The sequence below is a fragment of the Demequina sediminis genome (assembly GCF_030296675.1).
Classification (GTDB): Bacteria; Actinomycetota; Actinomycetes; order Actinomycetales; family Demequinaceae; genus Demequina; species Demequina sediminis.
Genome location: NZ_AP027736.1, coordinates 2,547,618 through 2,560,295 on the forward strand (window position 1 = coordinate 2,547,618; position 12,678 = coordinate 2,560,295).

Here is a 12,678-nt window from a genome sequence, read left to right on the forward strand (position 1 = left end):
TCAGGATTCCTTGCGGCTTTCGGGCTCGGTCGGCGTCTCGGCGTCGCCCTGGTCCCACGTGCGGGCGGGCTCGCTCCACCGATGCGTCGACGCGGGGCTTGCCGCCGAGGGTGCCGTCCGCGGTGACGCCGCGGTGCGAGGGGACGATGCCGCGGAGGCGGCGAGGTTGGGTGCGGTGCCCACGGCATCGGCCTTCCGCTGGGCCGCGAGAGCGGCCCTCTCCTGCCGCGACTGGCGCGTGCCCGCCGCGATCGCGGAGAACAGCAGCCAGCCGCCCAGGGCCGTGAGCGACACGATCGCGACCAGCTCGAGGTCGATGTCGTAGCCGGACAGGGCCGCGATGAGGAAGCCTCCCGCGGCAGCGACGATCGCCCCCCAGATGGCCCCGGTGACGCGCTCTGCCGCGCCGCGGCGGGGTCGGATATCGGTGCTCATGGCTGGACCTCCTCGATCACGATCGTGTAGTACTCGTCGGCCGCGGTGGAGGCCAGGGTGATGCTGGGGGAGTCGGGGTTGGCCACCGAGAACGAGTCGCTCCCGAGCTCGCACCACACCCCACGGCTGGGCCAGTAGATCTCGCCCATCGCGCCGTCGACATCCACCGTGACTCCCGTGCCTGCCGCGACACGGAGCACGGTGTGCTGCGCGTCGAGTGTGACCCGGGTGTCCGAGGTCGCGTCAGTGAGCGACAGCAGGGCACGCGTGGTGCCCTCGGTGCTCGGCGCCTCGTCGGCAGCGTCGCACCATGCGGGCAGGGTGACCTGCGCGTAGTCGTCGGCGAAGACCGCGAGGGCGTCGAGGGTGGGCCCGGGAGCGGGCTCCGCGGAAGACACTTCGGGAACGGGCTCGCCGATCACGATGTCGCCGTCGCCGATGTCGATCCCGGTGACCTCCTCGCCGTCGCGCTCGATGCGGATCTCGGGGAAGTAGCGGTCGGCCCAGCCGTCGCGAATCTCCTCGGCCTCGATGATCATCACGGCCGTGGGGATGAGCAGCATCGCCGAGAGGAAGCCCAGAAAGCCCAGCTTGCGACCCGCGAGGGACACGAGCGCCAGGATGACGCCCAGTCCCGTCACGAACAGAGCGAACCACGCGACCAGGGGATGCACCACGAGCCAGTCGCGCCACGTCGCCCACGCGGTGCCCGCGGCGGAGATGACCAGCCACGCGAGCGTGAGGAGTCCGAAGGGCGCGCCGGGGCCGGGAACTCGCGGGGTGCGCGGGGGGACGGGGGAGCGGGCGGCGCCGCGTAGTACGCGGGGGGCGGAGTGGGCGCCGCACCCGGCGGCGGCGGGGTGGTCGACCATGCGGCGGCGCCAGCCGCGGCCTCGGCACGCGCGACGGCCTCGTTGGCCTGCCGTCCCGCGGCCTCCCATTGGGCGGCGCGCTGGCGCTGACGCTCGGCCGCCCATGCGGGCGGAGCGGCGTAGACGGGCGGCGCACCGTCGGGGCCGGTGGGACCGTGAGGACCCGCGGCGTACTGCCCGCCGGCGTCGGCACGGCCGCGACGCGCGAGCACCACGATGAGCACGATCACGCCGGCAATGATCGCGAGCGGGATGAGGACCGCGAGGGCGACGCCCACCACCCGGACGATGCCGTCGGAGGCAAAGCCGGAGTCCCACGGCCATCCGGTCATGTCCCACGGCCAGCCGTTCCAGGGACTGCGGTTGTCGCCCAGGTTGACGAGGCCCAGCAGGGCGACGATGCCGATTCCGATGAGCGCACCCACGTTGGGAACGCCGCGTCCGAAGTCCTGAATGATGATGCGGCCCTGGCGATCCGGCAGCAGCGCCCAGGCAGCCGCGTAGGCGAGCAACACGAGCCCGTTGAGCAGGATCGCGAGACCCACGACTCCCGCGCGGGTCCAGCCGATCGACCAGCCCAGCTTCTCGGCGAGCCCGCTCGCGACGCCGCTGAAGACGCGCGAGTCGCTGCGGGTGATGTTCCAGCCGCGGATGGTGGTGAAGAACCCGGCCTCGGTGGGCGGGGTCTGTGGGTCAGTCATGTCAGTCCTCCGATTCTTCTTCGAGTCTGGCCCCGCGTTCCCGGCGCGCGCTATGAGGGAAGCCCCTGATTCGGCCCCTGATCCTGGACGCGCCCGCCCGTCCCCGGCATCGTCCGCATGGCCGAGGGCGCCCCGACGCCCCCTGTGCGAACCTGGTCCCATGACCGCCGCGGCACCGCGCCTCGCGCGGCCGCTGGAGCGCCGCTCCCCGGCCGCGCAATGGTGGCGCGCCACGTTGGGGGCCGTGCTGCTCGCGTTCGCGGCGACGATGCTGGTGCACCGCTACGAGTGGGCGCGGCTGTCCTGGTGGTTGCTTCCGCTGCTGATGTTCGTCGTCGCGGTGGTGCTGGTGTGGAGCCCGCTTGAGAACGCCGCTCAGCTCGACGCGCGCAGGCCGGACAAGGGCCTGTTCTCGCGAGACGCGTGGCTCAGGGCCGCGGCGGGGCTTGCCCTCGCGCTCGGTGCGCTCGCGTGGTTTGGCGCGGGGACCGCGGAGTGGAACCCGCTCGTGCGCTTCCTCGTGGTGCCCGTGGTCGCGATCCTCGGCGTGGCGCTGGTGCTCGCGCCGTGGTGGCTCAGGCTGATCCGGCAGGTGCGCGTCGAGCGCGAGCGCCGGGTGCGCGAGTTCGAGCGCGCGGAGATCGCCGCCCACCTGCACGACTCGGTGCTGCAGACGCTCACGCTGATTCGCGCCAAGGCGGACGATCCGGAGGCCGTCGCGCGGCTCGCGCGTGCTCAGGAGCGCGACCTGCGCTCGTATCTCTACCAGGAGCGTCGGTCGACCTCGGAGTCGGTGGCGACGGCCCTCGCCGCGGTGGTCGCCGAGGTCGAGGACGCTCACGGCATCCAGGTCGAGCTCGTGACGGTGGGAGACGCGCCCACGTCGGTGCCGTTGGCCGCCGCGGTCCAGGCGGTGCGCGAGGCCGTGGTCAACGCCGCGCGCCACGCCCACGCGCCGTACTCGGTCTACGCCGAGGTCACGGCCACGTCGCTCGAGGTGTTCGTCCGCGACGGCGGTCCCGGCTTCGATCCCGCGGCGGTGCCCGCCGGTCGGCTGGGAATCTGCGAGTCGATCGTGGGGCGCGTCACGCGCCGCGGGGGAACGGCAGAGATCAGTTCGCGACCGGGTGGCCGCACGGAGGTCGCCATCACCAGCCCCAAGGAGGATCCGCGATGAGTGTCACCGTGGTGATTGTCGACGACCACGACGTGATCAGGGTCGGGGTGCGCGAAAGCCTCGACGCCGGGATCGACGTGGTGGGCGAGGCGCGCGACGTCGAGTCCGCGATCGCGGAGGTGCGCGCGAAGGCGCCGCAGGTGGTGATCCTCGACGTGCATCTGCCAGGCGGCACCGGGGGAGGCGCGCTCGACGTGCTCGCGGAGATCCTCCACCGGCCAGGGGCGCCTCGCGTGCTCGCGCTGTCCGTGTCCGATGCGGCGGACGACGTGGTCGCGACGGTGCGCGCGGGGGCACGCGGCTATGTCACCAAGTCGATCTCGGGGCCGGACCTGTCGGATGCGGTGCGCCGGGTCGCGGGAGGGGACGCGGTGTTCTCGCCGCGGCTCGCGGGATTCGTGCTCGACGCCTTCGGTGCGGCGGGCGGCGAGGTCGCGGCGGCCGACGAGGACCTCGACAAGCTCACCGAGCGCGAGCAGGAGGTCATGCGCCTCATCGCGCGCGGCTACACGTACCGCGAGGTCGCGGAGAAGCTGTTCATCTCGATCAAGACGGTCGAGACCCACGTGGGCAAGGTGCTGCACAAGCTGCAGCTGTCCAACCGTCATGAGCTTGCGCACTGGGCGGCGCAGCGACGCATCGTCTAGCAACGGGCCGCGTTACCCGAAAAGCGCGACAGCGCGCGCGATCACGAGCGCGAGCAGGACGAATCCCGAGAAGGCCTGCAACCCCATGAGCGCCTTGGCGCGCCCCGACAGGGGAATCGAGTCGGAGGCGGAGAACGCCATCGAGTTCGACAGCGACGAGTAGAGATAGTCGCCGAACCGCGGCCTCCAACCGGACTCGCGCGACGATGCCGCGGCGACCTCCTCGATCGCGTCGTGGTCCTCGTCCTGGGCGAAGCGCAGGTCGGCGGGCGGGAGATCCGCGCGCAGGGGAGTGAACCGCGTGACGGGGCCGCCTCGATCCAGCTCCCAGAGCACGAGTGCGAACGCGATGACGTTGGTGAGCCACACCTGTGCGGCGGCGAGCAGCAGGCCGGGCCCCGAGTCGGCGGGCGGGTCGACCAGCGTCGCGAGCAGCGTGACGAGCGCGACCTGGTTGGCGGCCGCGAGCAGTAGCGCCTGGCTCACGCTGAGCCGGCGCGTCCACGTGGTCTGGCGTCGCATGCGCACGGGGTTGACGGCGATGAGCGGCACCAGCAGCACCAGCCCCACCGCGGCGACGCCGTAACGCATGCCCGGCAGAAACGTCGACGGCAGCGCGAGATACAGCCCGAGCGCGATCAGCAGCGCGACCACCGCGGGCCAACGATGCTCTCCGTGTCCGGGTGGGTGTTCGATGGCCATGGCTCGATTGTGCTCTTACCTGATACCCTCGGTGGTACTTGCAGGACCACCCCCGGTCCTCCTGCGTCGCAGATTGCTTCCACTTCTCGCCAGCGCCTGGCCTACAGGCCGCGCGGCTCGTAGAAATTCTCTCCGGCGAACGAGCGCGGATTCCTCCGCCTTCGCCACCACCGCCGGTGACCTGACCGCTTGAGGTCTGCGCGCATCGGCCCATGCCACGAAGGGCACTCACGTGACTTCCACGACTTTCGCCGAACTCGGCGTTCCCACACACCTCACCGACGTCCTCGAGCGCGAGGGCAAGACCCACGCGTTCCCGATCCAGGTCGACACGCTCCCCGACACGCTCGCGGGACGCGACGTGCTGGGGCGCGGCCGCACCGGCTCCGGCAAGACGCTCGCGTTCTCCCTGCCGATGGTCGCGCGACTAGGCCAGGCGGGCGGCCGTGCGCGCCCGGGCAAGCCCCGCGCGCTCGTGCTCGCCCCCACCCGCGAGCTTGCGACGCAGATCGACGCCGTCATCGCGCCGCTCGCCGCCGCATACGGCCTCACCACCACCACGATCTTCGGCGGCGTGAGCCAGCACCGCCAGGAGCAGGCGCTCGGACGCGGCGTCGACATCGTCGTGGCCTGCCCCGGCCGTCTCGAGGACCTCATGCGTCAGCGTCACGTGTCGCTCGACGCGGTCGAGATCACCGTGCTCGACGAGGCCGACCACATGGCCGACCTCGGCTTCCTGCCCGGCGTCACGCGCATCATGACCGCGACTCCCGCCAAGGGCCAGCGACTCCTGTTCTCCGCGACGCTCGACAACGGCGTGGACAAGCTCGTCAAGCGCTTCCTGTCGAACCCGATTATGCACTCGGTCGACACCGAGTCCAGCCCGGTCGAGGCCATGACGCACCACGTGCTGCACGTCGCGGGCGCGGATGCCAAGCGCGACGTGGTCCAGGCACTTGCCTCGGGTCGCGGCCGCCGCATCCTGTTCATGCGCACCAAGCACCAGGCGAAGAAGCTCGCGAAGCAGCTCACGGCGGCGGGCATCCCCGCGGTCGACCTGCACGGCAACCTGTCGCAGGCCGCGCGTGACCGCAACCTTGCCGCCTTTGCCGGCAACACTCACCGCGTGCTGGTCGCGACGGACGTCGCCGCTCGCGGCGTGCACGTCGACGGCGTCGAGCTGGTGGTCCACGTGGACCCGCCGGCCGAGCACAAGGCGTACCTCCACCGCTCGGGCCGCACGGCTCGCGCCGGCTCCGCGGGCGACGTGGTGACCGTGGTGCTTCCCGAGCAGCGCCGCGAGACCGAGCAGCTCCTGCGCAAGGCCGCGATCCGCGTCCGCCCCCAGGCCGTCAACGCGGCATCCGCCGAGGTTGTCGCGTTGATCGGCGAGGTGGCACCGTTCGTGGCTCCGGCCGATGCCGTGGTTCCGGGCACCCCCACGCAGCAGCGTGGGCAGGGGTCGCGCTCGCGCGGCAACGGCGGTGCCGGTGGTGCGGGCGGCCGCGGTCGCCGCGGTGGGCAGGCACGTGCCGGGCAGCCGCGCACGGGCTCCGGCTCGGCCACGGGTGCGCAGTCGCGTCCTCAGGGCCACGGTGCACACGGTGGCCAGGGCTCGACCGGCGGCGCGTCCCGCGCGGGAGGCGCGTCCTCCGGCGCCTCTCACTCGGGCGGTGCCGCCGCGTTCTCGAGCCGTGGTGGCTCGGGCGGCGGTCGCGCGCGTCGTTCGCGCTAGCTTCCCTCGCTCGCTCCCGGCGCTCCGCACGGAGTCCGGAGCGACACTCCGATGGACGGTCCCGCAGGGGGCCGTCCATCGGCGTTTCCGGGTCTTGTGGAATCGCCGCGAATCGGATATCTGTGGCACATGCCCCGCGGCGATGCGAAACCCCTGGTCGGGCGTCGGTTCCAGATCGACAGCCGAGACCTGCCCCGTGCCTTCGCGCACGACGGAGACGACCCGCTGCGCGCGCACGCCTTCTGGACCGCCTGGCCGCGTCGCGACAGGGACGGCACGCTGCGTGCCGAGAGGATCGGTGCGCTCGCGCGTCTGTCTCCCCGCCTGCGGGTGCTCGCAGAGGATCCGCGTCCCGAGCTGCGCGTCACCTACGCGCTGTGCTTCTCGATCCTCGCGTGGGCGGGACGCGCGCCGTCGGATCGCGAGGTGTGGCGCACGCTGCTGGGCCTGAGCAAGTACGACGACGACCCCGCGGTGCGCGCGGCCGCCGAGGAGGCGCTCGCGATCTTCGAGCGACTGGGCACGGTCGCGCGCGACGTGGCGTGAGTTCCAGCGCCTGCTCCCCACCTGCCCCCACCCCGCACCCGTCCCGCGCCCCTCTTGCGGCTCCGCCACCCCGCGCCCACCCCGCGCCCCTCTTGCGGCTCCGCCACACAAGCCGCCCGGGGCATCGTCCCTGAGCGCGCCTCCGGGCGCGACACGCCGGCGACACGCCGAGACCCGTGTGGCGGAGCCGCGATTCCGTGTGGCGGAGCCGCGGGGGCGGCGCGCGGGAGAGGCGCGGAGCCGCGGAAGGCAGGTGAGGCGGCGCGGAAGGCAGGTGAGGAGGCGCGCCCGACGGTCGGAGCCAGCGCCTAGACTTTCCGGGTCATGGATGCGCTCTTCGACCTCTCTGAGGCCCCCAGTCCCCGCTCGTCTCCGGGCTCAACCCGCCGCAGGCCGAGGCCGTGCTCCACGCGGGCGACGCGCTGCTCATCATGGCGGGAGCGGGATCGGGCAAGACCCGCGTCCTCACGCATCGGATCGCGCACCTGCTCGAGGCGGGGCGCGCGCGTCCGCACCAGATCCTCGCGATCACCTTCACCAACAAGGCGGCGGCCGAGATGCGCGAGCGTGTCGAGGCGCTCGTGGGCCCCGAGGCACGCGGCATGTGGGTGTCGACGTTCCACAGCGCGTGCGTGCGCATCCTGCGCAGCGACCACGAGCTCGCGGGGCTCAGCAGCTCCTTCTCGATCTACGACACGTCGGACTCGATCAACCTCATGAAGCTCGTCATGAAGGAGCTCGACCTCGACCCCAAGAAGTTCACCCCCGCGCTCTGCTGGGACGGATCGGGAAGTTCAAGGACGAGCTGATCGACCCCGAGGTTGCGCTTGCGGGGGCCGCGATGGCGTCGCGCTTCTCAATCGAGCATGCCGCCGCGCACGCGTATCCGCTGTACCAGCGCCGGCTCGCGGCGGCCAACGCCGTCGACTTCGACGACATCATCGTGCGCACGGTGCGGCTTCTCCAGGATCACCCGCAGGTGGCGCGCGCGTATCGCGAGCGCTTCCGCCACATCCTGGTCGATGAGTACCAGGACACCAACCACGCGCAGTATGTGCTCGTGCGCGAGCTGGTCGGGCCCGCCGACGATGCAAGCCTCCCGCCCGCCGAGCTCACGGTCGTCGGTGACGCTGACCAGTCGATCTACGCGTTCCGCGGCGCGACCATTCGCAACATCCTCGAGTTTGAAAAGGACTATCCGAACGCGCACATCGTGCGCCTCGAGCAGAACTACCGTTCGACGCAGAACATCCTGTCCGCGGCCAACGCGGTGATCGCGAACAACTCGGACCGCCGTCCCAAGAACCTGTGGACGGACTCGGGCGCGGGCGCGACCATCACGGGCTACGCCGCGGACACCGAGCAGGGCGAGGCGCAGTACATCGCGACCGAGATCCGCCGCCTCATCGACGCGAACGAGGCCCAGCCTTCGGACATCGCGATCATGTACCGCGCGAACGCGCAGTCCCGCGCGATCGAGGAGCGCTTCATCCGCGCCGAGATCCCCTACAAGGTCGTCGGCGGCACGCGCTTCTATGAGCGCAAGGAGATCAAGGACATGCTCGCGTACCTCGCCGCCGTGGTGAACGAGGATGACGACATCGCGACCCGCCGCATCATCAACACGCCCAAGCGTGGAATCGGGGACACGGCGGTGGACTCCGTCGAGGCGGTGCGCCGCTCGCTCGCGCTCGCTGGCGAGCAGGTGAGCTTCGGGACGTCGCTGAGGCGCCTGGACGATGCCGGGCTTGCGGCCCGCTCGCGGCGCGCCATCGAGGACTTCGTGCGGCTCATGGACGACCTGCGCGCGCTCGCGAAGGACAACGGCGCTGCGGGGGTGCTCGACGCGATCGCGGACCGCAGCGGCATGCTGGCGTCGCTGCGATCGAGCGAAGACCCGCAGGACGCGAGCCGCATCGAGAACATCATGGAGCTCGTCGCGGTGGGGCGTGAGTTCTCCGAGGACAACCCCGAGGGCACGCTCGCCGACTTCCTCGAGAAGGTCGCGCTGGTCGCCGATGCCGATCAGGTGCCCGATGCCGACGGCACCGGCGGCGTGGTCACGATGATGACCCTGCACACCGCGAAGGGCCTCGAGTTCCCCGTGGTCTTCCTCACGGGCATGGAGGACGGCACGTTCCCGCACATGCGGTCGATCGAGTCGGGCGACCTCAAGGACATGGAGGAGGAGCGGCGCCTTGCCTACGTGGGCCTCACTCGCGCGCGCGAGCGGCTCTACCTCACGCGAGCCGAGGCGCGGTCCTCGTGGGGATCCCCGCAGTACTTCGGCGCGAGCCGCTTTGTCGAGGAGATCCCGGCCGATCTCATGACGTGGACGCGCGCCGCGGTCACGATGTCCTCGCTGCGTGCCACCTCGGACCGCGGCAGCTCCCGCTCCGGCGCATGGTCGGGCATGGGCTACGGCGGCAACCAGGATCGCGAGGACGGCAACACGTATTCGCGCGCGGGTGCGGTCAGCACGCGGCGGGTGCCGCCGAGCCCGCCGGGCGTGGGCTCGGGGGACATCGGCTTCGAGGTGGGCGAGCGCGTGCTGCACGACAAGCACGGCATGGGCAAGGTCGTGGGCACCGAGGGCGTGGGCCGCAACGCGGTGGTCAAGGTCGACTTCGGCGGCGACGTGAAGCGCCTCGTGTTGCGCTTCAACAACCTCGACAAGCTGTAGCCGCCAGCGCTAGCATTCCCCCAGGTAGGCGTCGGTGCCGACGCCTCATGGGGGACGATGCGCGGGTGGGCCTGGGCGGGAGCGGTCGCCGTGGCGGTGATCGTGGCCGCGCTCGCGGTGCCCTGGGTGCCGGCGGCGGCCGTCAGCACGGTGCCGGTCGAGCGCGAGTGGACGCTCACGGACGAGCAGTCGGGCCACTGCGTCGACGTCGGCTTCTCCACCACGCTTGAGGGCACGGAGCGACGCCCCGTGATCGCGGCGCTGCCGTGGCGCGTGTGGACGGACACGTCGCTCGTGGGCGACACGATCGCGAGCGTGCACGCCGGCACCGGTTGCACGGGCGTGGGCGAGCTCAGCGCCATCGACGCAGGGATCGTGGTGGGGGATGCGACGTGCGGCGAGTGGGACTTCGGGCCGCCGTCGATGGGCGACTCGCTCGCCGAGATGACGTTCGGCTGCGACGAGACCTCACTGCGCTTCGATGTCGGGAGCCTCGACGCGGCAACCGGCACGGAGTCGCACCAGGAGGTGTACCCGTGGTGGGGCATCGGCCGCGACGGCTGCATCGAGGTCGTCGCGTGGGCGACCATCAGCTCGACGCGCGGTGAAGCGGCGTTCTCGGCTAGCGTCCCCGGTCCCGAGCGCGCGACCTTCTGCCTGTCCGACGCGGACTGAACCCGCGCATCGTCCGATCCAAGCGCAACTCCGCACCCGCGCCGGCACCCGAACCCTGCGCACGTCACACATCTGACGCCGGGTAATCCGGAGTCCCCGTGTGGCTCGCGCGCACCGGTCGCCAGATGTGTGACTTCCGGAACGGGGGTGGGGTCGGGGTGCGGGGAAAAGGGACGCGAGCGAGGTGGGGGCGCGGCCCGGGCGGGCGGACTAGGCTCGTACCCGGATCATCGAACCTCCGGAGGAACCATGGAAACCAAGACGTCGAAGGTGTCGATCGTGGGTGCGGGAGCCGTGGGCTCGACCCTCGCATACGCGGGACTGATGCGCGGATTCGCGCGTACCGTGGCGCTCTACGACATCAACAAGGCCAAGGTCGAGGCGGAGGCGCTCGACCTCGCGCAGGGCATCCAGTTCATGCCCGAGGCGACCGTGCTCGGCTCGAACGACGTCGGCGTGGTGGAGGGCTCGGACGTGGTCGTCATCACCGCCGGCGCCAAGCAGCAGCCCGGCCAGAGCCGCATGGACCTGGCCGGTGCGACCATCTCGCTCATGGACAAGGTCCTGCCGCCGCTGCTCGAGGCCGCGCCCGACGCGATCTACATCCTGGTCACGAACCCCGTCGACGTGGTCACGTACGCGGCCATCAAGAAGTCGGGCATGGACCCGGCGCACATGTTCGGCTCGGGCACGGTGCTGGACAGCTCGCGCCTGCGCCACGAGATCGCGCGAGAGTGCGACGTCGCCGTGGGCAACGTGCACGCCTACATCGCGGGCGAGCACGGCGACACCGAGGTCGCGCTGTGGTCGTCGGCGACCATCGGCGGCCTGCCGCTCAACGAGTGGAAGGGTCGCGACGGCAAGGTCGTCATGACCGAGGACGTGCGTGAGCGCATCCACCACGACGTCATGCGCTCCGCCTACACGATCATCGAGGGCAAGGGCGCGACCAACTACGCGATCGGCGCCGCCGGCGCGCGCATCGTCGAGGCGGTCCTGGGCGACCAGCGCCGCGTCCTGCCGGTCTCGACGCTCATCGAGTACCCCGGCGTCGGCGAGGTCTGCATGTCCCTGCCGGCCGTCGTGGGACGCAACGGCATCGAGCACCAGGTGCAGGTGCCGGTGGACGATGCCGAGAGGGCGGCGCTCGACGCGTCCGCCGCGTCGATTCGTGAGACCGCGACGAGGTTCGGCGCGGGCGGCTGAGCGCACGACGGCGGGCAGGGGACCATGGTCCCGAATGGGCGGCCGATCTCGGTAGGCTGAGCCTGGACCATCGGACCAGCGCGCCGACGAGGGCGCGCGTATCGCGTGAGGACAGTGCATGGACCTGTACGAGTACCAGGCGCGCGACATGTTCGAGAAGCACGGCGTACCCGTGCTTCCCGGAATCGTCGCCACGACCCCCGCCGAGGCACGCGCCGCGGCAGAGCAGCTGGGCGGCGGCGTGGTCGTCGTCAAGGCGCAGGTGAAGACCGGAGGCCGCGGCAAGGCCGGTGGCGTCAAGGTCGCCCGCTCCCCGAGGAGGCCGAGGCACACGCCGCGGCGATCCTGGGCATGGACATCAAGGGCCACACGGTCCACCGCGTGATGATCGCGGCCGGCGCGCAGATCGCCGAGGAGTACTACTTCAGCGTGCTGCTCGACCGCGCCGAGCGGCGCTACCTCGCGATGTGCTCGGTCGAGGGCGGCATGGAGATCGAGCAGCTCGCGGTCGAGCGTCCCGACGCCCTCGCGCGCGTCGCGGTCGACCCGCTGGTGGGCATCGATGCCGCGAAGGCCGCCGAGATCGTCGCCGTCGCGAACTTCCCCGAGGACCTGCGCGGTCCCGTCGCGGACGTCATTCAGAAGCTGTGGACCGTCTACGCCGAGGAAGACGCGACCCTGGTCGAGGTCAACCCGCTCGTCCGCACCGAGGACGGGAGCATCGTCGCCCTCGACGGCAAGGTGACGCTCGACGAGAACGCGGGCTTCCGCCACGCCGACCACGAGGCGCTCGAGGACAAGGCCGCGGCCGACCCCCTCGAGGCCAAGGCCAAGGCGCTCGACCTCAACTACGTCAAGCTCGACGGCGCGGTGGGAATCATCGGCAACGGCGCGGGGCTCGTGATGTCCACGCTCGACGTGGTCGCGTACGCGGGCGAGCAGTTCGGCGGGGTCAAGCCCGCGAACTTCCTCGACATCGGTGGCGGCGCGTCCGCGGCCGTGATGGCCAACGGCCTCGACGTGATCCTCAACGATCCTCAGGTGAAGAGCGTGTTCGTCAACGTCTTCGGCGGCATCACCAGCTGCATCGAGGTCGCCAACGGAATCGTCGGCGCGCTCGAGACGCTGGGCGACGAGGCCTCGAAGCCCCTCGTGGTGCGCCTCGACGGCAACGCCGTCGAGGAGGGCCGCGCGATCCTGGCCGCCGCCAACCACCCGCTCGTGACCATCGTCGAGACCATGGACGGCGCGGCGGCGAAGGCCGCAGAGCTCGCCGCCGCGGCCGCCTAAGGAGCACTC

12 protein-coding genes and 1 pseudogene are annotated in these 12,678 nt (G+C 71.4%); 9 read left to right on the plus strand and 4 right to left on the minus strand.

The genetic code is table 11. From position 1 onward, the window contains the following. Genes QUE44_RS13060 through QUE44_RS13070 form a run of 3 tightly spaced genes read right to left on the minus strand, consistent with a single transcriptional unit; the run spans position 1 to position 2,008 of the window. Entirely contained in the window at positions 1–435 is a 435-nt protein-coding gene (locus QUE44_RS13060; RefSeq protein WP_286215083.1) for a hypothetical protein, read from the minus strand. Further along, positions 432–1,076: a hypothetical protein gene (locus QUE44_RS13065; RefSeq protein ID WP_286215084.1), complete on the minus strand. Its 645-nt coding sequence runs from the start codon at positions 1,074–1,076 to the stop codon at positions 432–434. Before QUE44_RS13065 ends, QUE44_RS13060 begins: the two co-directional genes overlap by 4 nt. After that, complete coding sequence (locus QUE44_RS13070) at positions 1,073–2,008, minus strand: PspC domain-containing protein (protein ID WP_286215085.1); 936 nt, start codon at positions 2,006–2,008, stop codon at positions 1,073–1,075. Before QUE44_RS13070 ends, QUE44_RS13065 begins: the two co-directional genes overlap by 4 nt. A 160-nt stretch (positions 2,009–2,168) precedes the next feature. On the opposite strand from QUE44_RS13070, the gene QUE44_RS13075 reads away from it, so the two are divergent. Both QUE44_RS13075 and QUE44_RS13080 read left to right on the plus strand, forming a co-directional pair. Further along, on the plus strand, positions 2,169–3,185 hold the full coding sequence (locus QUE44_RS13075; RefSeq protein ID WP_286215086.1) for a sensor histidine kinase: 1,017 nt from the start codon (positions 2,169–2,171) through the stop codon (positions 3,183–3,185). Beyond that, positions 3,182–3,832, plus strand: coding sequence for a response regulator (locus QUE44_RS13080; RefSeq protein ID WP_286215088.1), 651 nt, complete (start codon positions 3,182–3,184; stop codon positions 3,830–3,832). Before QUE44_RS13075 ends, QUE44_RS13080 begins: the two co-directional genes overlap by 4 nt. Positions 3,833–3,844: 12 nt before the next feature. Here the strand turns inward: QUE44_RS13080 and QUE44_RS13085 are convergent, their stop codons facing one another. Next, a complete protein-coding gene (locus tag QUE44_RS13085; protein ID WP_286215090.1) occupies positions 3,845–4,534 on the minus strand; it encodes a hypothetical protein in 690 nt (229 codons plus the stop codon). A gap of 232 nt (positions 4,535–4,766) precedes the next feature. On the opposite strand from QUE44_RS13085, the gene QUE44_RS13090 reads away from it, so the two are divergent. From QUE44_RS13090 to sucC, 7 genes and pseudogenes are all read left to right on the plus strand, one after another. Continuing rightward, complete coding sequence (locus tag QUE44_RS13090; protein ID WP_286215092.1) at positions 4,767–6,269, plus strand: DEAD/DEAH box helicase; 1,503 nt, start codon at positions 4,767–4,769, stop codon at positions 6,267–6,269. Between the two features lie 129 nt (positions 6,270–6,398). After that, positions 6,399–6,815, plus strand: a complete 417-nt coding sequence (locus tag QUE44_RS13095) for a hypothetical protein (protein ID WP_286215093.1) — start codon at positions 6,399–6,401, stop codon at positions 6,813–6,815. A gap of 401 nt (positions 6,816–7,216) precedes the next feature. Beyond that, positions 7,217–7,624, plus strand: a complete 408-nt coding sequence (locus QUE44_RS14235) for a UvrD-helicase domain-containing protein (RefSeq protein ID WP_350226845.1) — start codon at positions 7,217–7,219, stop codon at positions 7,622–7,624. Further along, complete coding sequence (locus QUE44_RS13100; RefSeq protein ID WP_350226932.1) at positions 7,624–9,498, plus strand: 3'-5' exonuclease; 1,875 nt, start codon at positions 7,624–7,626, stop codon at positions 9,496–9,498. Before QUE44_RS14235 ends, QUE44_RS13100 begins: the two co-directional genes overlap by 1 nt. 57 nt (positions 9,499–9,555) lie before the next feature. Beyond that, complete coding sequence (locus QUE44_RS13105; RefSeq protein WP_286215094.1) at positions 9,556–10,173, plus strand: hypothetical protein; 618 nt, start codon at positions 9,556–9,558, stop codon at positions 10,171–10,173. Positions 10,174–10,422: 249 nt separating this feature from the next. Further along, positions 10,423–11,379, plus strand: a complete 957-nt coding sequence (locus QUE44_RS13110; RefSeq protein WP_286215096.1) for an L-lactate dehydrogenase — start codon at positions 10,423–10,425, stop codon at positions 11,377–11,379. A 118-nt stretch (positions 11,380–11,497) separates the two neighbouring features. Next, positions 11,498–12,669: pseudogene (gene sucC / locus QUE44_RS13115) on the plus strand (ADP-forming succinate--CoA ligase subunit beta). Positions 12,670–12,678: the final 9 nt, after the last annotated feature.

Excerpts from the sequence above, each read along its gene's own strand:
- QUE44_RS13060 (WP_286215083.1), bottom strand. The coding sequence starts at position 435 with ATGAGCACCGATATCCGACCCCGCCGCGGCGCGGCAGAGCGCGTCACC.
- QUE44_RS13070 (WP_286215085.1), bottom strand. The coding sequence starts at position 2,008 with ATGACTGACCCACAGACCCCGCCCACCGAGGCCGGGTTCTTCACCACC.
- QUE44_RS13075 (WP_286215086.1), top strand. The coding sequence starts at position 2,169 with ATGACCGCCGCGGCACCGCGCCTCGCGCGGCCGCTGGAGCGCCGCTCC.
- QUE44_RS13080 (WP_286215088.1), top strand. The coding sequence starts at position 3,182 with ATGAGTGTCACCGTGGTGATTGTCGACGACCACGACGTGATCAGGGTC.
- QUE44_RS13085 (WP_286215090.1), bottom strand. The coding sequence starts at position 4,534 with ATGGCCATCGAACACCCACCCGGACACGGAGAGCATCGTTGGCCCGCG.
- QUE44_RS13095 (WP_286215093.1), top strand. The coding sequence starts at position 6,399 with ATGCCCCGCGGCGATGCGAAACCCCTGGTCGGGCGTCGGTTCCAGATC.
- QUE44_RS13105 (WP_286215094.1), top strand. The coding sequence starts at position 9,556 with ATGCGCGGGTGGGCCTGGGCGGGAGCGGTCGCCGTGGCGGTGATCGTG.
- QUE44_RS13110 (WP_286215096.1), top strand. The coding sequence starts at position 10,423 with ATGGAAACCAAGACGTCGAAGGTGTCGATCGTGGGTGCGGGAGCCGTG.